This is a genomic window from Epilithonimonas caeni DSM 17710 (genome assembly GCF_000426465.1).
Classification (GTDB): Bacteria; Bacteroidota; Bacteroidia; order Flavobacteriales; family Weeksellaceae; genus Epilithonimonas; species Epilithonimonas caeni.
Map to the genome: position 1 here is coordinate 37,403 of NZ_AUFK01000013.1, position 22,271 is coordinate 59,673.

Below are 22,271 nucleotides of genomic sequence, written 5' to 3' on the forward strand. Positions count from 1 at the left end.
GTGTTTTTTAATTGGTTATAAAACTGTTGTTACTTGGTTATAAAGACCAAGTAGCTAATTAATTTTAATAAGTCTATTGGTCAAGATAACCAATAGAGTTGGTGAAGATGACCAACTTAGTTGGTTAAAAAACTGTGGTAAGTTGGTGTTGATAACCAACTGAGTTATGCTTTTTGTCATTTACTTGGTTAAGATAACCAAGTGAGTTGGTTGTCTTAACCTGATTTTATAAAAAAAACTCCGCTTATTTGCGGAGTTTAGAAATTTTTATTGGTACTGAGCTGCTACTCCGGCTCGGTAGGTGCATTGCCTCCACCGCCCTGCCCTGCGAAGCGCTGCTTCAGCTGGTTATAAATGGCATCGGAGCCTGCCACACCTGCATCTGCTGCAGAGCCAAATAGTTTGTATAGGGTTAGTGCTCCCACGTAGGCCTCGCTACCAGCGAGCAGTTGGGTGTCCTGTAGCTTCTCTCCCAGCTGGTTATGGAGGGCGATCAACTCATCCAGCTGTGTGAATAGGGTTAGGTCGGTCTGCATACCGGCTGGTGAAACGTAGCTTGGTAATAGACCTGCGTTGTTCACTCCCGCAGATATGGCATCTTCTGTAAAAGTTTTGTTGCTGACATCTATCGCAGGCAAACTGGTGCGCTCTCCTGTGGTAAGCCCGAGGAGGAAAGGCAGGTTGGTCAGGATGGTTTGGTAAACGGTTTTCACTGCGGTGATCTGTGCAGCGGTCGCCGTGATGTTCAGGCGATTGTTCGTTAGGTTTGACATGATTTGTGTTTTTGTTGTTTAGGTTAAAATTTTCTAATGTCCTTATCTATTTTAAAATTAAAAAGTTCTTTGATGTCTATTTCCAAAGCTTTGGAGATTTCATAAATGATGCCGACTGAGGTATTTATTAAGCCCCGTTCAATTCGGCTTATTTGTGAATATTCAATGTTTGTAATATCTGCAAGAGTTTGCATACTCATTTTTTTTGACTCCCTTATTTTTCTTAAGTTATTGCCAAATGAAATAATAAACTCTCTACTTATATTTGTTTTCACAAGACAAAGATTGAGAATATAGATAAAAAATATTATGGCAAATTTGCCATAATTAAAATTGTTTTATATATTTGGGAAATTAATTACATTTATAAAACAAAAACGCAAATGAGAAAAACCTATGTACTGTGGTTTGCCATTCTGGCATTCCTCGTGATTGGCTGCAGGAATGACAATTTCAACGCCAACGAAACCCACAACAACCAGCAAGCTTTAAAATTTCGGGTTGTCCCGAAGTCTGAGATCCCACAGATCATGAATGCCCTGCAGACAAAGACCAATGATTTCAAAGTTCCTCTGGGTAGCCATTCTTCTGCAATGGGAAAGACAGAAACTGTATTTGGGGAGATCAATACCAACTACATTATTGAAACCACAAACGGGACTGATGAGGTATATTACACATTCTCAGTGAGTCCTTATGCAGAATCTGCTTCTGAAACTTATAACCTGGAAGTGAAAACAGATAACACAGATGCTTCTGATGCTAAAATAGTTGTTTATGAGCCGACAGCAGAATGGCTACTGAATGGTAATAATGATTATCTGACGTTTTCAGGAAACAGGAAAACCTATTCCCTGGATGGGACTCTGGAAAGCACAGTATCATATGTTATAGGCAACCCGGAATGCCCAACTCCGCCACAACCATGCCCTGACTGTCCGACTACTCCCAGTGGGCCTGGTGGTGGAACCGGAGGTAATGGTGGCGGAATCCCTGGTGGTGGCGCTGGAGGCGGAGGAGGAACTGGAACTGCTGGTGGTACAAATGACGATGGTGGTAATGGTGGTGGCAGTAATGGTGGTAGCGCATGTCCTTATTGTGTCACTGTAGATCCAGATACGGGGAATTGTACTCAATGGATCATGGTAAGCTGCCCCGGAAGTTTAACTGCTAAACAAGTTAAAAACTGTCCTCCGGATAATGGTGAAGGTGGCGGTGGTGGTGTTGTGATCTATGATGAGACGAAAACGCCATGTGCAAAAATAAAAATTTCGACAAATGATTCCAAGTATAAAACCAATATAACGACTTTACAAGGTAAAACTGGCAACGACTATGAAAGCGGTTTCAGATTAGGCAATCCTGTTGCTGGTTCCGGACAAGCTGGTACCCAGAATCAGATTTTGCAGAATAAACCGGGAACCAGGGAGGTTGATATGAAAGTGTTTAACAACACCTTTTCTTTGATGCACTCTCATTATGACGGATTATTTCCGATATTTTCTCCGGGAGATTTATTGCTTTTCAACCAATGGGTGGTCTGGGCTAATTCCTGGAACGCCGTTGCTACCAACACCCCCAAAATACAATTAAATGATCTAACATTGACCTTGGTCACAAGTAATGGGAATTATCTTCTTAGTTTTGCCGGTACAACTGTTGCAGCACTTCCTGCTTACACACAAGAGCAGTTTGATGTAATAAATAAAGATTATAGTAGGAGATTAAATGATACACATACAAATGGAAATTTTGATATGGATAAATTAGAAAAAGAATTTCTGAAATTTGTAAAAGATAAAATGAACATGACGGGGTTGAAACTCTTTAAAGTGGGCAGTAGCGGAACAAATACAGAAATATATCTTGAAGGCGGAAACAGAAAAACAAAAGATTGTCCTAACTAAAAAACATCTAAAATGAAAAATATACTATTAATAACAGCTTTTCTATTCTCACAATACTTCTATTCTCAAGAATATCCTTTGAATACAAGTCCAAGCGATATACCTAACAATGCTTATATAAAAGATATAAATAATGAATTGAACAAATATGTGGGTTTATGGAAAGGGAGTTGGAATGGAAAAACTCTATACCTAGAATTAAGAAAATTTAAAACATATTCATCAATTCCGGGGGATACGCACCCATATTATAAAGACCAAATATTAGGCGAAAGAAAAATCATCAATGCTAATGGTGTTATTGAAATAGATAGAATTACTAGCTTCGGCAGTGATGGTGCTGAATTTAGCGGAATGAGTAAAAGTATCAAACCTCCTGGTAGAGACAGACTACTTTTTTTTCCAAAAAATATGTGTAGAAAACAAGCGACGTTGGATATAACAAATTTTACAGGCACACAGATGACCTTGCATTTTGAGTATCTCCCAAGTGCCATAGATGAAAATTGCGTTCACAACGCTTATGTTGACCAATATGGAGATTTTCCTATTAATTTTCCTAAGGATATTACACTGACAAAACAATAGTTATGAGCCTAAGAAATGGGGCTTAAGATTATGATGAAAATCCTGATTAAGGCTAGAATTTTAAAAGAGACTTATTATTAAGTCTCTTTTTTGTTCATCCGGGAATTCTACAGTTCGGTATGAGTTTTCTACGATTCGGTCGGATAATTTTCTTTTTGATGTTCAGGCAGCCTACTTTTGAACCATCAAATAAATTTAAAACAATGAAAACATCACTATTTTTCTCTCTATTCTTAATATTGTTATCAATCTTTATGAAGGCCCAAATGGACGATAAATTCTATCAGCCTAAGAAAGAAATGAAACCTTTGGAATTCAAAAATATGGAAAACATAAGTTTGCCTGTTGAAAGCGATACCATCACAGCAGTCATTCTGAAGCCGGAATCAAAATCCATCAGGAAAACAATTCTGTTTTTCCACGGGGCAGGCGGAAATATTTCAACATATCAATTAATGACAAAACCTTTGGTAGAAGACGGATTCCAAGTGGTGATGGTGGACGTAAGGGGTTATGGGAAATCAACCGGAAAACCGACACATCTGAATGTTGCGGCAGATGGTCAAAAAATGTTCGATTATCTGTTGACAAGAAAAGACATCAGCAGCACAAAGATTTATCTTTATGGCGCATCATTAGGTTCTCAAATCGCAACTCATTTGGCTAAGGATAACCAATCAAAGATCTCGGGATTGATTCTGGACGGTGGAATGTCTTCTTTCACAGATATAGCCATCCATTTCAAACCAGAATATAAGGAAGTGATCGAGAAGTTTGTAGTTTCTCCTTACTCTGCAAAAGAAGATGTAAAGACCTTAAAAGGCCTTCCTAAATTATTTATCTACAGCAAAGGCGATTCGACAGTTCCTTTTGAACAGGGACAAGTGATCTACAACAATGCGCCAGAGCCAAAACAATTCCTGGAATACTCCGGAGAGCATCTTCAGGCAATGACAATTGACCAGAACCAAATTGTAAAAGCCATCGAAAAATTGTAATAAAAAAGGGAAGATTGATTTATCTTCCCTTTCTTTTTTAACTTAACAGAGCTTTGTATTTGTCTCGATTATCTATCAAAACCCACAGGTTGATCAGTAAAAGAACAACTGCAATGATCCTACCTTCATTTGTTGGAAACAAAGTGAAGTTGTGAAGAACAATTCCAACCATAACAGGAAGGATCACAATTGCGCCCAATGCTCGGGTCTTTGGTAAGATGAACAATAATCCACCAATCAACTCAACTGCACCAATTAGTGGCATCAGCCAAACGATCTCTCCAAAAGCAGCAAATAATTTTGCTTGTTCAGGTTTCATTTCCGGCATCGGCATATAATGCAGAAACTTGTCCAATCCGGCATTGATGAACATCAACCCGAAAAGTAAGCAAAGAATGAATTTTACAATTTTCATATGATATAGTTTTAAAGTTGGCCTTAATTCAAATCAGATTTCTTGATCAATTTTTTGGTCACTTTCCCGAATTTACCTTCCAATGTTATCAAAAGAACGCCGCTCCATTTTGGATTCAGGTCAAGCGAAATAGTTCCATTGCTGTTATTGATCTTTTGTTCGGAAAGCTTTTGTCCAAGAATGTTATGGACAGAAATATTGATATCTCCCGAGATATTTTTTAAATTGAATGAAACTTTGTTATTCGCAGGATTCGGGAAAGGACCTTCAATATTTTTACTGTTCAAATCTTCTACAGAAAGTTGAGCAACATCAAATGTCCAATAACCATCCGGCGCAACAATCGGTCTCGTTATCGATTTTCCGGAATTGGCCTGCGCCCAGATATAATATTCGATTTTCTTCGAGGTTGCAGGAAGAGAAAGATTAGCTGTCCATTTACTTTCTACAGAGTTGGTCATGCTTGTTTCCTGAAAACCGATGTCGCCTGATTCTCTCCAAAAAACTTTGGCTTGAGCAATCCCGGAATTATGTTTGATCTGCGCTTCCACAGGAATATTTAAACTATTGACATTTTTGATTTTAGAATGTGTAATCCATAGCGGGTCAGCAACTCCAATCGTATGTGTAATACAATGAATCGCTCCGCTTAAACTTATCAGATCCTCTCCGGAATTGTCAACATCAATCCCCACAACTTTGTAACCAGGCATCAATTGTCTATAGATTGCAAGCGCAGGTTCATCCACTTCGGGACGATAAGTCGGGACCAAAATGGTTTTGTTGATGATAACAGCATTCGTATAAGTTCTGTAGGCTCCGCCGGTATTGGGATAAGCACCTGTTGTACTTGCAGGGGCGGGAATCCATTTGATATCATAATCATTTCCAAAAGGCGTTTTAAATGTATTCTTGATATATTCTATGTTTTGTTTGATTTGAGGTCCATCTGCAACGCCTTCCGGATATTGGCTGACAAGAATCGTTTCTTCATCCAGCAGTTTCATATGCATATCGATGTGATGAATCTCGTCATAAGGCAAAACAGTCATTTTACGATAAGAAGAGATTCCCATATAATCTTTGAGGATTTTATCGACCTGCGCTTCGGTTTTTGCACTTACACCATACGAGTTTCCGGCTTTGTTTTCATCCAGAATCAATTTCGAAGCAAAGGCATTTCCCATTCCGTCTGACATAAAATTTCCGCCTGTATTGACCAGATCATTTGGAGAAGTATCCGTCACATAAAGCGGAACGCCGACATAAGCAGCGTGGCTCACGGGCAAAGTATTGTCCAACGGACGCGGACGATTATAGATCCAATCGACCAAAGCACGTTCTCCCACATCATTAGAATAAACTGTATTCGCAGCGTAATCTCTGATCCAGATACTGTTGGTATTGGCGTTTAAAAATCTAACATTTGTTAAATCAACGCCATTATTGGTAAGATAGGTACGAACTGTATTTTCTGATGTCGTGGCAATCAGAACCTTACATTCTTTCACAGCAGCCTGAACTATCTGTCTCTGAATATTTTGATATTGAGTGGTCCACCTTAAAACAAGATATTCAACTTCTTCCCATTGTGCCGATGTTCTTACAGAAGAAGTTGGAGCAGGTGTCCTTTTACTTTCTGTAAATTTATAATTCGGAAGAAGAAGCTTTTCCTCTTGTGTCAAACCTTTGGGAAGAACTTCCTGGGCATTAAATGAATTCAGGAATAGCAAAGAAAATAAAAATCCGGAGTAAATTTTTTTCATATGAAACAATATAATTAACGAATTTATAAAATTTTTGAATTGAAATTGAAAATAAAAAAATCCGTTCAGAAAATTCTGAACGGATGATATTTATAAAATTAAGTTTTAAACTTATTTCAAAGCGATTTCAATTACTTCGCTCATATTGTTGACGTAATTGACCTTCAGATTTTTAAGATAATCTTTTTTGATCTCTTCCACGTCTTTTCTATTCGCCTCACAAAGTATCACTTCTTTGATTCCGGCTCTAGTTGCAGCCAACAATTTTTCCTTGATTCCGCCAACAGGAAGCACTCTTCCTCTCAAAGTAATCTCTCCAGTCATAGCCAGATGAGATTTCACTTTTTTATTTTTGTAGCTGGAAACCATTGAGGTTAACATCGCGATACCTGCAGACGGTCCGTCTTTCGGTGTTGCGCCTTCCGGAACATGAACGTGGATGTTTTTTTTCTCGATATCATCTTCCGAGATTCCCAATTCCTCGTAATGAGCCTTGATGAATTCCAATGCAATTGTTGCGGATTCTTTCATCACGTTGCCAAGATTTCCGGTCATTGTCAAAGCGCCTTTTCCTTTGGAAAGAATACTTTCGATGAACAGAATATCACCACCAACGCTTGTCCAGGCCAAACCGGTCACAACACCGGGAACATCTGTAATTTCCGCCAAAGTTTTCGGTCTTGGAACACCAAGGATCTCGTCTACTTTTTCCACAGAGATTTTCGGGTCGTAATCGTTTTCCATTGCCAATTGCAAAGCTACCCAACGGGCAACACCTGCAATTCTTTTTTCCAATGTTCTCACTCCACTTTCCGAAGTATGAGCATCAATGATATGTTTCAATTCAGGATTTCCAAGTTTCAGGGATTTTGCATCCAAACCGTTTTCCTGAAGTTGTTTTTTGATGAGATGTCTTTTAGCAATTTCGATTTTCTCTTCCAAGGTATAACCCGCAATGCTGATGATTTCCATTCTATCCAAAAGCGGACGCTGAACAGAGGAAAGCGAGTTGGCTGTCGCGATGAACATCACTTTGGAAAGGTCATAACCCATTTCCAGGAAATTATCATAGAAATTACTATTTTGTTCAGGGTCAAGAACTTCCAGCAAAGCAGAGCTTGGGTCACCGTGAATACCCTGTCCTATTTTATCAATCTCATCCAAAACGATTACAGGATTGGATGTTCCGGATTTTTTAATGGATTGAAGAATTCTTCCCGCCATTGCTCCGATGTAAGTTTTTCTATGCCCGCGAATCTCACTTTCGTCGTGTAAACCACCAAGCGAAACTCGTACATATTTTCTTCCCAAAGAATCCGCAATAGACTTTCCAAGTGATGTTTTACCAACTCCCGGAGGGCCAACCAGGCAAAGGATCGGCGATTTCATATCGTTCTTCAGTTTCAGAACGGCAATATGTTCCAGGATTCTTTTCTTGATATCTTCTAGTCCAAAATGTTCCTTATCTAAGAGCTTTTCGGCTTTCTTCAGATCAAAATGGTCTTTGGAATATTTTTCCCAAGGCAGATCTGTGAAGAAGTCAAGATAATTTCTCTGAACATTATAGTCCGGAGAATTCGGATGCTGGCGTTGAAGTCTTTGAAGTTCTTTCTGGAAATGATTTTCAACTTCGGCGCTCCATTTTATCTTTTCAGCTTTTTTCCTGAATTCGTCAGCATCAGATTCTGCACCGCCACCTAATTCATCCTGAATGGTTTTGATTTGCTGATTCAAGAAATATTCACGCTGTTGCTTATCAAGGTCTTTGCTTGTTTTCTGATGGATCTGATTCTTCAGTTCCAGATGGCGGAAGTCATCATGCATCAATTCATACAACGTTTTGGCACGTCCGATTAAAGTCTTTTCTTCCAGCAGTTTTTGTTTTTTGTCCGAAGTATAATTACCGTTTGCTGAAACGAAGTTCAACAGATCTTCCTGCCCGTCGATATTTTTAAGTGCAAACTGCGCCGCATTTGGAATATTCGGGTCAATATTGATGATTTTTTCTGCCAGGTCCTTGATGTTGTCCATCAATGCAGAAAATTCTTCTTTATCTTTTGGCTGAGAATCTTTTTGTTTTGTGATTTCAGCCAAGAAATAAGGTTCCTGAGAAACCATTTTTTTGACCTTGAATCTCTGAACACCCCGGGTTATCGCGGTGATATTACCTTCCGGAAGTTTGATGATCTTGATGATCTTCGCCAAAGTCCCGATTGTGTAAAGGTCTTTCTCAGTTGGATTTTCCTCATTCGGATTTTTCTGGCTGATGATTCCAATGAATTTATTTTCCTTTTGGGCATCCTCCAGCAGTTTTTTAGATTTTTCTCTTCCGGCTGTAATTGGAATCACCACTTTCGGAAACATTACCATATTTCTTACGGGAAGAATCGGGAAAAGATTTTGAGATTCGTCACTTTCCTTAGTATCGAAGTCAGAGAAATTAATTTCTTCAGCAATTATTCCAAGACCTTCGTCAAGAATCTCTTCAAAATTGATATTTTCAAATTCTGTCATAGTATGTTGAATGACATAATGTCATTAATCTTAATGGATATGAAGATTGATTCTCTATATTTCTTAGAAAATCAATCTGGTTCTACGTTGGATTATAATTTCGCAAGAGCTGTGCCATAGGAAAAAACAATACAATTTGGCAGTTTAATAAAAAGCTCTTTCAGAAATTATCCAAAAGAGCTTTGTTTTTTTACGTCTCGCTAATTTTGCAGATTAAGCAGATTTTTGCTTAAAGTACACATCTGCTGAATTAGCTTGATCTGCGAGAAATATAATTTTAGTATAAATTACACCAACATTCTCTGCGCTTTCTTCACGCCTTCAACCAAAATATCAATTTCTTCCAAAGTGTTATAAACTGCAAAACTTGCACGGACCGTTCCAGCGATGCTGAAAAAATCCATAATCGGTTGTGTACAATGATGTCCGGTTCTTACAGCAATTCCCATTTTGTCGAGAATCATTCCCGTGTCAGAAGCGATTCCGACGCCATCAAGATTGAAAGAAACCACACCTGTTCTATTGGCTTTTTCACCATAGATCTTGATTCCCTCCAGTTCCAGAAGTTTTTTCTGCGCATAAGTGAGAAGTTCGTTTTCGTGGATCTGAAGATTGTCGTGACCGATTTGTTCGATGAAATCGACTGCAGAACCAAGAGCGATATTCCCGCCAACATTTGGTGTTCCCGCTTCAAATTTGAAAGGCAAGCCTGCGTAAGTTGTTTTTTCAAAACTGCAAACTGCAATCATTTCCCCACCGCCGTGAAAAGGATGAAGATTTTCTAACACAGATTCTTTCCCATAAAGGATTCCGGTTCCCATTGGTGCGTACATTTTGTGTCCCGAGAAAACGAAGAAATCACAATCCAATTTCTGAACATCGATTTTGAAATGCGGTGCAGATTGAGCACCGTCAATTAAAACGTAAGCATTGGAAAGCCGTCTTGTCTTTTCAATGATCTGCTCGATTGGGTTGATGATTCCCAAAGCGTTAGAAACCTGATTTACAGAAACAACTTTCGTTTTTTCGCTCAGCCAGGAATCCAAAACATCGATTTGAAGGATTCCGTTTTCGTCCATTGGGATTACTTTTAGTTTTGCACCGGTTCTTTCACAAAGCATCTGCCACGGAACGATGTTGGAATGGTGCTCCAGATAGGAAATGATGATCTCATCATCTTTCTTGATTTGATTCGTCAAAGCATAGGCCACCAAATTGATTCCTTCGGTCGTTCCTTTGGTGAAAATCACTTCATAGTCGTGTTTTGCGTTGATGAATCTTTGGATTTTCTGTCTGGAAAGTTCCATTTCTTCCGTTGCCAGCTGACTCAACGTGTGAATCCCGCGATGAACATTCGCATTGATGGTTTCGTAATATTTTTCCCAAGTTTCTAAAACTGAAATCGGTTTTTGGGAAGTTGCAGCATTGTCCAGATAAACGAGCGTTTTACCGTTGACTGCTTGATCCAGAATTGGAAATTGCGCTCTTATGTGATTGATGTCGAACATTTTAGAAATTTAATTTTATTGTTTTAAACCACCCCGTCAAAATTCTCTGAATTTTTGACACCCCTCCGGAGGAGGGGAATTTTAGCGGTCGAATCGTTGCAGCCCGACTTGAGCGGTTGAGCCCTTTCGACAAGCTCAAGATAAACTACAGGCGGATACAGCGGCCTCCAAATAATTAAAGTGAAGTTTATAATTATTTAGAATGGTTCAAAGTTACGACAAAATTTATTAAAAATTTCGATGTTAAATATTTATAAAATGAGTGCGATTCTTGTTTTTAGGAACAATTATTGAGTATTTTTGGGCAATTCATTTATTAATAACAAATAAATACAAGACTATGGCATTCGAATTACCAAAACTTAGTTATGCGTACGATGCGTTGGAACCAACGATTGATGCAAAAACAATGGAGATCCATCATACAAAACACCATCAGGCGTATGTGGACAATCTTAATAATGCAATTGCAGGAACAGATCTGGAAGGAAAATCTCTTGAAGAAATCCAAAAGACAGGAACAGATAAACCGGCTGTAAGAAATAACGGAGGCGGACACTTTAACCATACTCTTTTTTGGGAAATCCTAACGCCCGGCGGAAGCAAAGAACCAGTTGGAAACGTGAAGGCTGAAATCGAGAAAATCGGTGGTTTTGCGAAATTCAAAGAAGATTTCTCTAACGCGGCTAAGACAAGATTCGGTTCCGGATGGGCCTGGTTGGTGAAAAACGCTGATGGTTCCGTGGCTATTTCTTCAACTCCGAACCAGGATAACCCGTTAATGCCGGTTGCTGATGTAAAAGGAACTCCTATTCTTGGATTGGATGTTTGGGAGCACGCTTATTATCTTAATTATCAAAACAGAAGACCTGATTATGTGTCTGCGTTTTTTGATGTGATCAACTGGGATAAAGTGGAAGAGCTTTATAACAAATAGGCTTAAAGATTCTAGACTAGATAACAGACAAAACCACCAAATCTTTGGTGGTTTTTTTATTGAATCTGAATTGAAATGCAGTTTATTTTTTTATGATTTTGCTACTGGAAGTCTCTCCATTTTCAGTAACGATTTTCAAGATATAAACTCCGGCTGTAACAGGGGCTAAATCCATTTTGCTTTCGCCGGTTTTCAAAACTTTTTGTCCATTGCTGTTATAAAGTTCCAGAGATGTAATTTTTTTGTTTCCTGAAACATAGATATAGTCTGCAGTTGGATTAGGATAAACAGTAATGTTTTTGTTTCTTGCTTCGTTGACACCAAGCGATCTCAATTTGAAAATCACCATAACTGTATGATTCTCCGTTACATTTGGAAAAGTATAATTGTTTGGCTTTCCGATATTTTCATTATCTACTAATACGGATTCTATCTCGTATCCATCAGCTGGAGAGAATTCAAAAGTCTTTGATGAGCCGTCATTTACAGCCACAATTCCCATTGGTGAAATAGTTCCCCAAGTTTTATTATTGATATCAGAAGAGATGATGCTTGTAAGATATTCGCTTGATTGTAAGTATGGATATCCGTGGGCTTCACGAATTTTCCAAATGTTATCAAAATCCCAATTCATTCCGTTTCCGTAAGTTAATTGCTTCTGGAATTCTTCAACAGATCTATTTTGTCCCGACCAATCATTCTCTGTTCCATTGGTGATAATTTGGTCATTCACTAACATATTGTCCAGAGCGTAGCTATTGATGATCTCTGCCTCAAATTCTACATCACCAACCAGTCTGTGGATTTTATTGAGATTTCCTGTTGATGATGATTTAATCCAAGGATTAAGAGCTGCAGAGTTTACAATCGGTTCCCAGGTGCTGCCTGCTAAACCGCCTACCAGAGAATATCCACCAGTAACTGTTCCATAAGCATAGCTATTAGAGATACCATTACTGAGTCCTATTAGACCTCCAACGTACATTGCCGTATCGTCGGTGACTGCTACATTACCAGAGGCAAAGCAGTTTTCAATAAAAGAATTGCTAAAGCTAGAGCCGGCCAGCCCTCCTATGTCAACATAGCCCCCTTCCGGAATGCTGCTGGAAACGACCTGTGTTACATTTCCTGTCGCATAACTGTAGGAAACAGTACCTCCCATAACCCCTACTAAACCTCCAAGTGATTGGCTGCCACTTACAAATCCGCTTGCATGGCTACCTGTAATCGTACCATATGATTGTCCTACTAACCCGCCACCGATCTTTTGATCTGCATAAACGATTCCGGTTGCATAGGAGCTCACAACGGAATCCGAAGCACCAACTAATCCGCCAACCCACGTCCTTCCTGTAATATTCCCGGTTGCGTAAGAATTACTGACAGGTGCATAAGAATCTCCTACCAATCCACCAATAGTGCTAATTCCCGTCACATCGCCTGATGCGTTAGAATTATTAACAGATGCCTGGTTGACACCAATCAATCCACCCATAAAATTCCCCACAAAAGAATCTCCAGTATTTGTAACATTGCTTGTAGAACTGCAATTTGCAACATCTGCTGAAGTTTTGCCGATCAATCCGCCAGAATAGTCTCCGTCTACATTAACCTCTCCGGAAGAATGACAATTGGTAACAGGCGAAGCACTTTCTCCAATCAATCCGCCAATATAGCTTCCTGTAGCATTAATGATTACATCAGCTGAATTATTTTGAATCATCGTATTGTCTGCTGAGCTTCCCAAAAGTCCACCTGAATAACTTAATGCGGTGATCGTTCCCGATGTTTTTACTTTTGTGATTTTGCCCCCTTCGCTTTGTCCTGCAAGAATCCCTACATAATTTCCGCCTGTGATACCTGTGGATGAAAGTTGGATATTCAGGTTATTGATGACGGCATCCGTTGTATTACTGAAAAGTCCAATGTAATTGCTTTCCGGCCTGTAAATCCACAGATTTGTGATTTTAAAACCATTGCCTTCTAATGAACCATAAAAAGCGCTCTCACCTTCTTCGCTTACATATCCGATAGGTTTCCAGCCCTCATTGGGATATTGAGTTGCAATTAATGCCGCTAAATCGATGTCATTAATTATAGAAAAATGTATGTCGCTGTTTGCAGAGCCGATGTAATTTCTCATTTCGTCAAGTTGAACGGCATTTGTAATCAAATAAGGACTGGCTTCGGTACCATTTCCTGTTCCGGAGAATTGTGCTTTTGTGCTGATGAACATCAACATAAATACAATGATGGAAAAAATAGATTTAATTTTGTACATAAGATATTAATTAAAAAAAGTATGAAACAAAAGTAAAATCGAATCTGATTTTCAACAAATAATGGAGGTGTGCAAAGAGTGTGCATCGTGTTATTATTAATTGTAAAATGGTCTGCTTAATATTTAATATCTTTGATTTTTAAATAGTTATGGAATCCCATCATCTTGTTGATAGGATTTCATAAATTCGGATTAGAATTTATTCTAAATTTAACTTTACTATGCAATTGCGGTTTTTATCCATTATATTTTTCTTTTTATTTTTTAGTGGTCATTGTTTTGGAGCAACAGATGCTCAAAAATTTGCAACAATCTCCAACGAGGTAAGTAAAAATGCCTTCATCCGTGATTCGGATACCCAAAATCTTCTAAAAGTATTAGAAAAGATTTCCGCAAATCATCCTGAGTTGGTTCCCAAATATCTATATTGGAAATCATTCGCAAATTATGCACAAGGTGTTTCCGATCCAAGAATCAATACGATCATACGTTCTAAATTAAAATTTTTTGATGAGAAGAAATACCCATTTGAAAACGCATTGCTGCTAAACTCTTTGGCCTATAATGATGTCATTACTGGAAATTATACAGACAGTTTTACCAATTCCTTAAAGGCTCTGGTTCGATATAAGGAGCTTGACAGTCATTTGTTTAAATCTCGGGTGGAACTGTTATTGGGTGTTATTTGTTTCAGAACAAGAAATTTCGATATCTCCGAAAGATTCTACAAACAGTCTCTTTCTACCAAAAGCCCAGAGGCAGAGAATCTGAAGGCCCAGATCAATATGTATTGTGCTCAGGCCTTCACAAAGGCCGGACCTGAAAGAGCAGTGCTTGGAATGGTGAAAATGATACCTGCTGTCGATAAATTGAATAACCTCGGTGTTTCTGCCGTACTATACCTCAACATCGGAGGTCTTTATATGTTACAGAACAAACCCGATACCGCACATAGATATTATCAGAAAGCAATGACAATAGGCGAGCAAATAGAAAACAGGTCTTTTATGACTTCCCTCCTGATAAATGAAAGTGTTTATTCTTTGGGTGTCGGGAATTTTAAAGATGCAGAATCTTATATCGAAAAAGCAGAGAAACTATCCCAAGAGATCGGTAATGCAGAACAGCTTTCTTTAGCTTATAATGTCAAATACACAATTTATGAGAAGGAAGGCTCATCTGACAAAGCTTTCTTTTATCTTAAAAAATATAACGACCAAAAGGAAAAAATATTAAGTAATTCTAAAACAATTGATTCTTATCAGGCATATGTATCAGCATTCATGGCATCTGCGGAAAAAGAGTTAATGATATCTAAGCAGAAAACGATGTTGGAAAAAAGAAAATTAACAATTACGCTTATATCCTCGGTTTTTATTATCCTGATGGGAATTTGTTTATCAATTATTTTTTATCAAAAGAAAAAACAACAGTCTATTATCAAAGAATCAGAAAAAGAAGCACTACGCAAACAGCTGATCTATGAGAAATCCATCCAGCAGATCCAGGAGGAAAAACATAAAGAATTATTAGATGCCAAAGTACGGGAAGTTACTTCCTATTCTCTTCTTTTATCTAATAAAAATAATGTGCTTCAGGAGATTTTACAAAAAGCTGGAAAATCTAGTGGTATCGACGGAAATGAAGATGAAGGTTTTTCTGATAATATTATTGACATTGTAAGAAAAAACCTGAATACGGAAGTAGAAAGTCAAAAATTCATCCATCATTTCAATGAAGTCCATCCCGAATTCTTCAGCAAACTGAAATCTATTTGTAGAGATCTTACCGAAAATAATCTGAGGATGTGTGCCTATTTCAAAATGGGAATATCTATGAAGCAGGTTGCTGTAATTCTAAATGTTTCTACAGAAACGGTTAAAAATGCGCGTTATCGCTTAAAGAAAAAATTGATGCTGACAAAAGATGATAGTCTGGACGATTTTGTAAGAAATATATAGGAGGTATTAGTCTATTTTTGTCTCTTCTGCAGATTTCTCTTCATTTATTTTGTCTGTTTTGCTCTTATTATCTTCTTCCTTTTTAATTTTTTCTTTTTCAGCTTTCTCTTTGTCGAGTTTTTCCTGCTCTGCCTTTGCAATTGCAGCAAGACTATCTTTTTCACGTTTTATTGCAACCGCATTGATCTTCGCCATCACACTTTCCGATGTTGCACCCGGACCAAAAGAATCGATGGCCGTCGTATCATAGGTAATTTGTGGGGCAGCATCCAATTGGTCTGAGGTATCAAGAACCGGAGCATTTTTAGAGCAAGACAATACTGAAGCGAGAATTAGAAAAAAGAAGATCTGTTTCATATCAGCAAATATCGAAAATTATTTGATATGAAACTCAGCGATCACCGGAAAATGGTCTGAAATCCGGACACTTCTATCAACTTTATAATTGATTGCCGTTATTGATTCTGAAGCAAAAACGTGATCGATCTTCAGAGGGAACTTGAAATCGTGAAAACTCGTCCCGCTTCCTTTCCCTACTTTTAAGAATACATCTTGCAAATCTTCGGACACTTTGTAATATTCATAAGAATTCGGAACAGCATTGAAATCACCAGCCACAATTACTGGATAAGGAGAATCATTTATAAAATCCTTGATCTGATCGATCTGGGTCTGATGTTTTTTGAATGTCGGAATCAGCATATGAAGAACCTTTCTGGCTTTTTCTTCATTTTTGTCCATATCGTTAGTGGGTTTCACCATTTTTTTATCCAGAAAAAAAGGCTCCATATAGACGTTCACAAAACGAATCATCTTGTTATTGATCTTGATATCGGCAAACATACAGACTCCATTGTTGGCGTCTGTTTTTATTGGTCCACTTTCTATAATTGGAAATTTGGACTGGATCTTAGTGATGGGTTTGCTGTTTTCAAAATACCCGAAACCATCCAAAGGCTTTTTGTTATCATACTCTTGGAAGAAAACAACGTCAGGCTTCTGTTGGTTGAGATAATCATAGATCTCATCGTCACCAAACTTTCCAAATTTTCCATTGAATGAAATCAATTTAAGATTGGGAACTTCTTTTTTAGTTGGTGTATAGTTGATCCAACGTCTTGTCGGGATAATGAAAAACAATGACAGAATTAAAAAAATAACGGCTCTCTTTCTCCAACTGAAAATCCAAAAGATCAATAATAAAATGTCGGCAATTATCAATAAAGGGAATCCCAGAGATAAAAGATTCAGAAATCCAAAAACTCTTGGCGGGATGTAAGCATTCATTATCGTTCCGAATAAAAGAACAATTATCGCCAGGTGTAAGGCTGTTAATATAGATCTTATGATTCCCATCTATTGGATTCTATCTCTGTATTTCTTCCAGTTCCAGATGTAAAGAAACCCGATCAGGGCACCACCAAGATGTGCAAAATGGGCAATATTATCACCACTGAACTGACCAAAGCCTAAGAAAAGAGAAATCACAATAATAACCGGCGTCAGATATTTTGCCTTGATAGGAAAAGGGATGAACATAAACATCAGTTTTGCATCAGGAAACAATGTTGAAAATGCAGCAATCACACCAAAAATTGCTCCTGAGGCTCCAACCATTGGTGTGGAAAGAATTAAAAACAATTTTTTTGCAGCATCTATCACTTCAGGATTGTTAGAATTAATAGGTCTCTCGCCAGTATAATTAAAATTGGCATATTTATAAATCTCATGAATATCAAAATTGTTGCTCGATAAAAAACTCGTCAATTGAGTTACTTCATAATAATTCCAAAGATTATACAATAAAAAACCACCTAAGCCCGAGGCAAAATACAGAATAATAAATTTTTTCTGTCCCAAAACTTGTTCCAGAACAGGCCCGAAACTATAGAGAGTCAACATATTAAAAGCAATATGCATAACACTTCCGTGCATAAACATATGTGTAATGATCTGCCAAGACTGGAAGTTAGGAGACAATGGAAAATATCCTGCTAATAAAGAATCCAGATTGAGGTTTGGAAGTAGATAGGTTACAGAGAAAAAAATCACATTAAGAATGATTATATTTCTGGTAACAGGTGTGAGTTGAGGGAACATAGTTTAAAATTTATTTTTAAAATCGTCGAAAGGAACTTCCAGCCAACATTTCTTGCCATTTACTGTGTATTGTGGAAACCCAAGATCGATAAAATCTTTTACCAATTGCTCGACCTCGGTCTTATAAATGAAATCGAATTTTGATTTTGTTTTCAGCTTGATCCATTGGTATTCAAAATATTTATAAAAATCCTCCTCTGTTCTGTACTCTAGAACTTCGAATATCTTTTCTAGGAATTTGATGACCTGGGATTCTTTCAAAGCTTCGGGAACGGTTTCTATTCTAAGAACATTATCCTGAGCCAAAGTCATTTCGAATCCAAAATCCGGCAAATATTTTTTGATGGATTTGTATTTGTTTTTTTCAATCTCATTCAAGTGATATTCTAAAGAGAACAAGAGGCTTTGCCCTGCTTTTTTGGTTGGCAGATTCTCCTGATGAGAAGACATCAGCACACGATGCATTCTTCCCAGGTCCAGCATATAAGTTTGTCCGTCTTTATTCAGAAGCCAATAACCATTGGGCAATCGGAAAAGGTCTTCGTCTAGATCATCATCTTCAAAAAGATTAATTTTTGATGGGGCGGCTTCAGTAGCTTGGTATAGTTCGGCAAGATTGATTCTTTCTTCTACAGTTGTTTTCTCCACAGAAAACGGGTTGAAATCCCTGTCAACATTAATTGCTGAAGGTATTGGCGAACTTGCATTACCTTTGCTTGGAGTTGGAGAGAAAAACGCTTCCATTTTCGGGTCTCTTTCAAAATCCAGGCTTGGTGCAACGTTATAAATTCCCAAAGAACGCTTGATGGTAGAGCGCATCAATGCAAATATCAGGGCTTCATCTTCAAATTTAACTTCTGTTTTCTGAGGATGGATATTAACATCGATCTTCTCCGGGTCCAATTGCAAATAAAGAAAAAACGACGGAATATAACCAGGCAACAGCAATCCTTCAAAGGCTTCCTGAACAGCTTTGCTCAAATAAGCACTTTTGAAATATCTTCCGTTGACAAAGAAAAATTGTTCACCTCTTACTTTCTTAGCACCTTCGGGTTTTGCAACATAGCCGTGCAGATCTACCCAACCCAAGTCTTCCTTGATCGGGATCAAAAGCGGTTGCAGTTTCCTTCCGAAAACATCTACAATACGTTGCATTTGTCCACCTTTTCTCAGTTTGAAAATAGGTTCGTCGTTATGAAATAATTCGAATTCGATAGTCTCGTGAGCTAATGCAACTCTCTGGAATTCATCAATAATATGACGGAATTCTACATTGTCATTCTTAAGAAACTTGCGCCTCGCAGGAACGTTGTAGAAAAGATTTTTGATAGAAAAATTAGAACCTTCAACCGTTTGGATTGGATCTTGAAATTGGAATTGTCCACCTTCTATATAAATATTGGTTCCGACAGGTGTTTCTTTCTGCTTGGTTTTCAGTTCAACTTGTGCAACAGCAGCGATAGAAGCCAGAGCTTCTCCACGAAAACCTTTGGTGGCAATCTTAAAAATATCTTCGGTAGAACGGATCTTGGATGTAGCATGACGTTCAAAAGCCAATCTTGCATCGGTCTCAGACATTCCGATCCCGTTGTCCACAACCTGAATCAGGTTTTTCCCAGCATCCCGAACAATCAGCTGGATCTTGTCCGCTCCTGCATCCACAGCATTTTCCAAAAGTTCTTTCACAATGGAAGCAGGCCTCTGCACGACTTCTCCTGCAGCGATCTGGTTGGCAACGTGATCCGGTAAAAGTTGAATGATATCTGACATCTTTACAATTGAACTTTCAAAAATAAGGATAAGAATCGAGGGGTAAAAGTTAAATAATTATAAAGAATTTGGGAAAATAATGATATTTTTGAATCTCAGATAATTAATCAAAATTGATGAAAAGAGATCTCTACATAGATTTTGCCAAAGGCTTTGCCACTATTTCTATCATCTTTATCCATACCGCTTTCTGGAGCGGACAATTTTATATACCTACGGAAGCCAGGGTATTTTCGTTGGTCTTCGATGTCGCATTGTTTTATGCTTTGAGCGGAATCACTTCTGGGAATAATATTGAAAAAACACTTTACAGGTTGTTGAAATTGCAAATCACATATATGATCTTTGTGACGTTTCTGTTCCTTCTGGATTATCTTTTCAAAGTTTTCGGACTGACATTTTTCTCGTTGGAATGGCTGAAAGATTTCTATTCGACATTTGGAAGCAAATATGTGCCGTCAAGCATTTCATCTACGCCACAATGGGATATTTTAGGGAATTGGTATTTGCACAGTTATTCTAATTGTGATACATTTCCTGTTGTAATGGGAAGCTTCTGGTACTTGAAGGTGTATTATATTCTAACTGTTTTGGGTGTTTTGATTCTCAGATTTTTTCCTAGACACATCAATTGGTTTATTGGGATTTGTATAGCTTTAACCTTGATATTCAATGTATTTCCTCAATATTATCCAAGCGGACAAGTCGGGTATGTAGCATTTTATATGGCCGTTTTCTTAATAGCTAATAGAATGAGAGGAAAGAAAATCCCGGGCAAAATGATTCCTGTTCTATACGGTTTAGTCGCAATCGCCTTGTTCTGGATGTTTTGGAATTACGGAGGTGATATGTTCTATAAACTCAACAAACAAAAATTTCCGCCGAAGATTCCTTATATCATTTGGACATTGTTTTCATTAGTGACATTATTTGTTTTCTATAACCGATTGAAAATTGAGAAACCGAATTTCCTTACCAATGTTGGACAAAATGCGATTTTCTTCTATTTCGGGCAAGGAATGAGTTCCTCTTTGGTTTACTTTCTCGTTGTTCCGATGAAAGATTCTATGCCTTGGTATTTATTAGTTTTAATCATTTATCCGATTAATATTTTGCTGGCTTTTTTGATTTCAAAAGGCTTGAAAAAAATAGACGACCTTGGCTGGAAAATTTTGGGATTTTTGAGGGAGAAAACAGTATTTGGAAATTAATTCACTATTAATATGAGAACTTGCTTGTTGATTATTTTGATTTTATTCTTTGGAAATGGACTTTCGCTTTCCCAGCAAATCACAGTACAGCAAAAACTTCTGAAAAGAACCAATGAAAATTATAAAGCTTTTTTTGACAACCCTGAAAAAGCCTTCAATGAAGCAAAATCTCTAGAAAAAGAAGCTTACCATTTAAAAGATGAAGAATCCGAATTATTGGCAATTAATACACAATACCTCTATTATAAGACAAAAAATGAGATTGAAAGAGGAATATCAGAAGCCAAAAAACTGAATGATAAAAGCCTCCAATACCATAATTATACTTACCAAATCTATGCCGCTGCATGGATAGCCGATTATTATATTTATAATAAACTATATGACCTAGCTTTTACGGAGCTCGAAACAGGGTTAAAAACCCTAAGAAATTTGAATCAGAATGATTATTTTGCAGTTAAGGCAAGAACCAATCTTTATCTTGCATACAGTAATTATTATCTTCTCGCAAAACAGGATTACCAAAATCAGCTGAAATATGTCAAACTAGCCATCAAGGAGACCAACATACTTCCAGATAAACCACAGCGGGAAAAACAACGTTTTTTAGATTACTCCAATTTGGCAACCGTCTATTATAAAATAAATGCAGACTCGGCAAAGTACTATGCCCTATTATCCATTTCGAAAGAAGAGCATAATAACAGAAGCGATATTCGCTTTAATAATTTTCTAATTTTAGGAATGGTAGAAAAGGATAAAAATAATCTTAGAAAAGCAATTGAATATTTCCTTGAAGCTGAAAAAAATGCTAGCATAAAAAATAATAACTCTATTCCGGATCTGTACGACAATATAATTGAAACATACAAAGGACTAAAAAGAAGAGATGAGTCAGTAAAATACATTGCAAAGAGAGACTCACTGAAACTTGAAATCTCCGAAACAAGGAATAATTCTTTGTATAAGACTTTGGAAGAAGAAAAGGAAAAGAAATCCAGCAACAAATATTATTATTTGTTCTCGGTTTTATCAATGATTATAGTTGTCAGTATTATATTTTTGTTTTTAAGAAAAAGAAAATATATAAGACAATCATTTCCGGAACTTCCTAAAAGTGAAAATTATACCAAGCTTTTGGAAATGCTGAAAAGAAATGACCCGGCATTTGTTCCTTATTTTAATGAGGTCTTTCCTGAATTCAATAATAAGCTGTTAAAAATAAATCCGAAACTTATATCATCCGAACTTGAGTTTTGTGCCTTATTGAAGCTCAAAATCCCGACTCATAATATTGCTCAGTACATCAATATCACGACAAAATCCGTTCAGAACAAAAAATACTATATCAGAAAAAAGCTCAATATCCCTTCCGAAACTGACATCTATAACTGGTTTTCCGAAATATAGTTTTTAAATTTCTTTATATATATCTTATTTAGGATTAGTTTATATGGTTGATTTTCAGCAATAAGGAGAAGTGAGGTAGGCTGTTTTTTACTTTTTTTGAAAGTTATTGTTTAAAATTGAAGAAAATTTAAA

18 protein-coding genes are annotated in these 22,271 nt (G+C 37.4%); 7 read left to right on the forward strand and 11 right to left on the reverse strand.

Annotated features, from left to right (window positions below):
- Nucleotides 1–284: 284 nt before the first annotated feature.
- Together K319_RS20955 and K319_RS0105695 are read right to left on the reverse strand one after the other, a co-directional pair.
- Nucleotides 285–773 (reverse strand): hypothetical protein, encoded by a 489-nt coding sequence (locus K319_RS20955; RefSeq protein WP_051230477.1) that lies wholly within the window; start codon nt 771–773, stop codon nt 285–287.
- A gap of 23 nt (nt 774–796) precedes the next feature.
- A complete protein-coding gene (locus tag K319_RS0105695) occupies nt 797–1,048 on the reverse strand; it encodes a helix-turn-helix domain-containing protein (RefSeq protein ID WP_027382767.1) in 252 nt (83 codons plus the stop codon).
- A 108-nt stretch (nt 1,049–1,156) separates the two neighbouring features.
- On the opposite strand from K319_RS0105695, the gene K319_RS20960 reads away from it, so the two are divergent.
- From K319_RS20960 to K319_RS0105710, 3 genes are all read left to right on the forward strand, one after another.
- Nucleotides 1,157–2,680: a hypothetical protein gene (locus tag K319_RS20960; RefSeq protein WP_051230478.1), complete on the forward strand. Its 1,524-nt coding sequence runs from the start codon at nt 1,157–1,159 to the stop codon at nt 2,678–2,680.
- Between the two features lie 12 nt (nt 2,681–2,692).
- Complete coding sequence (locus tag K319_RS0105705) at nt 2,693–3,268, forward strand: DUF6705 family protein (protein WP_027382768.1); 576 nt, start codon at nt 2,693–2,695, stop codon at nt 3,266–3,268.
- Between the two features lie 203 nt (nt 3,269–3,471).
- Nucleotides 3,472–4,266: an alpha/beta hydrolase gene (locus K319_RS0105710; RefSeq protein ID WP_027382769.1), complete on the forward strand. Its 795-nt coding sequence runs from the start codon at nt 3,472–3,474 to the stop codon at nt 4,264–4,266.
- Between the two features lie 37 nt (nt 4,267–4,303).
- Here K319_RS0105710 and K319_RS0105715 read toward each other — a convergent pair whose 3' ends face one another.
- The 4 genes from K319_RS0105715 to K319_RS0105730 all read right to left on the reverse strand — a co-directional run bounded on the left by K319_RS0105715 (nt 4,304) and on the right by K319_RS0105730 (nt 10,469).
- On the reverse strand, nt 4,304–4,681 hold the full coding sequence (locus K319_RS0105715; RefSeq protein ID WP_027382770.1) for a DoxX family protein: 378 nt from the start codon (nt 4,679–4,681) through the stop codon (nt 4,304–4,306).
- Nucleotides 4,682–4,704: 23 nt separating this feature from the next.
- Complete coding sequence (locus K319_RS0105720; RefSeq protein ID WP_027382771.1) at nt 4,705–6,447, reverse strand: agmatine deiminase family protein; 1,743 nt, start codon at nt 6,445–6,447, stop codon at nt 4,705–4,707.
- A 111-nt stretch (nt 6,448–6,558) separates the two neighbouring features.
- Nucleotides 6,559–8,961 (reverse strand): endopeptidase La, encoded by a 2,403-nt coding sequence (gene lon / locus K319_RS0105725; RefSeq protein WP_027382772.1) that lies wholly within the window; start codon nt 8,959–8,961, stop codon nt 6,559–6,561.
- 287 nt (nt 8,962–9,248) lie between these two features.
- Nucleotides 9,249–10,469 (reverse strand): aminotransferase class V-fold PLP-dependent enzyme, encoded by a 1,221-nt coding sequence (locus K319_RS0105730; protein ID WP_027382773.1) that lies wholly within the window; start codon nt 10,467–10,469, stop codon nt 9,249–9,251.
- Between the two features lie 340 nt (nt 10,470–10,809).
- Between K319_RS0105730 and K319_RS0105735 the strand changes: the two genes are divergently transcribed.
- The gene (locus K319_RS0105735) at nt 10,810–11,406 is read left to right on the forward strand and encodes a superoxide dismutase (protein WP_027382774.1); all 597 of its coding nucleotides are present in this window, start codon (nt 10,810–10,812) and stop codon (nt 11,404–11,406) included.
- 82 nt (nt 11,407–11,488) lie between these two features.
- Here the strand turns inward: K319_RS0105735 and K319_RS0105740 are convergent, their stop codons facing one another.
- Nucleotides 11,489–13,687 carry a T9SS type A sorting domain-containing protein gene (locus K319_RS0105740; RefSeq protein ID WP_027382775.1) on the reverse strand — a complete coding sequence of 733 codons (2,199 nt, stop codon included), beginning with the start codon at nt 13,685–13,687 and terminating at the stop codon, nt 11,489–11,491.
- Between the two features lie 221 nt (nt 13,688–13,908).
- Between K319_RS0105740 and K319_RS0105745 the strand changes: the two genes are divergently transcribed.
- Nucleotides 13,909–15,648 (forward strand): tetratricopeptide repeat protein, encoded by a 1,740-nt coding sequence (locus tag K319_RS0105745; protein ID WP_027382776.1) that lies wholly within the window; start codon nt 13,909–13,911, stop codon nt 15,646–15,648.
- Between the two features lie 6 nt (nt 15,649–15,654).
- Here the strand turns inward: K319_RS0105745 and K319_RS0105750 are convergent, their stop codons facing one another.
- From K319_RS0105750 to mutL, 4 genes are read right to left on the reverse strand one after another with little or no spacing between them, the layout of a single operon-like run.
- Entirely contained in the window at nt 15,655–16,005 is a 351-nt protein-coding gene (locus K319_RS0105750) for a hypothetical protein (protein ID WP_027382777.1), read from the reverse strand.
- A gap of 18 nt (nt 16,006–16,023) precedes the next feature.
- Entirely contained in the window at nt 16,024–17,004 is a 981-nt protein-coding gene (locus K319_RS0105755; protein ID WP_027382778.1) for an endonuclease/exonuclease/phosphatase family protein, read from the reverse strand.
- Nucleotides 17,005–17,748, reverse strand: coding sequence for a rhomboid family intramembrane serine protease (locus K319_RS0105760; protein ID WP_027382779.1), 744 nt, complete (start codon nt 17,746–17,748; stop codon nt 17,005–17,007).
- 3 nt (nt 17,749–17,751) lie between these two features.
- On the reverse strand, nt 17,752–19,518 hold the full coding sequence (gene mutL / locus K319_RS0105765; protein ID WP_027382780.1) for a DNA mismatch repair endonuclease MutL: 1,767 nt from the start codon (nt 19,516–19,518) through the stop codon (nt 17,752–17,754).
- Between the two features lie 116 nt (nt 19,519–19,634).
- Between mutL and K319_RS0105770 the strand changes: the two genes are divergently transcribed.
- Nucleotides 19,635–20,729, forward strand: a complete 1,095-nt coding sequence (locus K319_RS0105770) for an acyltransferase family protein (RefSeq protein WP_027382781.1) — start codon at nt 19,635–19,637, stop codon at nt 20,727–20,729.
- A 12-nt stretch (nt 20,730–20,741) separates the two neighbouring features.
- Complete coding sequence (locus tag K319_RS0105775; RefSeq protein WP_027382782.1) at nt 20,742–22,139, forward strand: helix-turn-helix transcriptional regulator; 1,398 nt, start codon at nt 20,742–20,744, stop codon at nt 22,137–22,139.
- Nucleotides 22,140–22,271: the final 132 nt, after the last annotated feature.

Excerpts from the sequence above, each read along its gene's own strand:
- K319_RS20955 (WP_051230477.1), bottom strand. The coding sequence starts at position 773 with ATGTCAAACCTAACGAACAATCGCCTGAACATCACGGCGACCGCTGCA.
- K319_RS20960 (WP_051230478.1), top strand. The coding sequence starts at position 1,157 with ATGAGAAAAACCTATGTACTGTGGTTTGCCATTCTGGCATTCCTCGTG.
- K319_RS0105705 (WP_027382768.1), top strand. The coding sequence starts at position 2,693 with ATGAAAAATATACTATTAATAACAGCTTTTCTATTCTCACAATACTTC.
- K319_RS0105710 (WP_027382769.1), top strand. The coding sequence starts at position 3,472 with ATGAAAACATCACTATTTTTCTCTCTATTCTTAATATTGTTATCAATC.
- K319_RS0105715 (WP_027382770.1), bottom strand. The coding sequence starts at position 4,681 with ATGAAAATTGTAAAATTCATTCTTTGCTTACTTTTCGGGTTGATGTTC.
- K319_RS0105720 (WP_027382771.1), bottom strand. The coding sequence starts at position 6,447 with ATGAAAAAAATTTACTCCGGATTTTTATTTTCTTTGCTATTCCTGAAT.
- lon (WP_027382772.1), bottom strand. The coding sequence starts at position 8,961 with ATGACAGAATTTGAAAATATCAATTTTGAAGAGATTCTTGACGAAGGT.
- K319_RS0105730 (WP_027382773.1), bottom strand. The coding sequence starts at position 10,469 with ATGTTCGACATCAATCACATAAGAGCGCAATTTCCAATTCTGGATCAA.
- K319_RS0105735 (WP_027382774.1), top strand. The coding sequence starts at position 10,810 with ATGGCATTCGAATTACCAAAACTTAGTTATGCGTACGATGCGTTGGAA.
- K319_RS0105740 (WP_027382775.1), bottom strand. The coding sequence starts at position 13,687 with ATGTACAAAATTAAATCTATTTTTTCCATCATTGTATTTATGTTGATG.
- K319_RS0105745 (WP_027382776.1), top strand. The coding sequence starts at position 13,909 with ATGCAATTGCGGTTTTTATCCATTATATTTTTCTTTTTATTTTTTAGT.
- K319_RS0105750 (WP_027382777.1), bottom strand. The coding sequence starts at position 16,005 with ATGAAACAGATCTTCTTTTTTCTAATTCTCGCTTCAGTATTGTCTTGC.
- K319_RS0105755 (WP_027382778.1), bottom strand. The coding sequence starts at position 17,004 with ATGGGAATCATAAGATCTATATTAACAGCCTTACACCTGGCGATAATT.
- K319_RS0105760 (WP_027382779.1), bottom strand. The coding sequence starts at position 17,748 with ATGTTCCCTCAACTCACACCTGTTACCAGAAATATAATCATTCTTAAT.
- mutL (WP_027382780.1), bottom strand. The coding sequence starts at position 19,518 with ATGTCAGATATCATTCAACTTTTACCGGATCACGTTGCCAACCAGATC.
- K319_RS0105770 (WP_027382781.1), top strand. The coding sequence starts at position 19,635 with ATGAAAAGAGATCTCTACATAGATTTTGCCAAAGGCTTTGCCACTATT.
- K319_RS0105775 (WP_027382782.1), top strand. The coding sequence starts at position 20,742 with ATGAGAACTTGCTTGTTGATTATTTTGATTTTATTCTTTGGAAATGGA.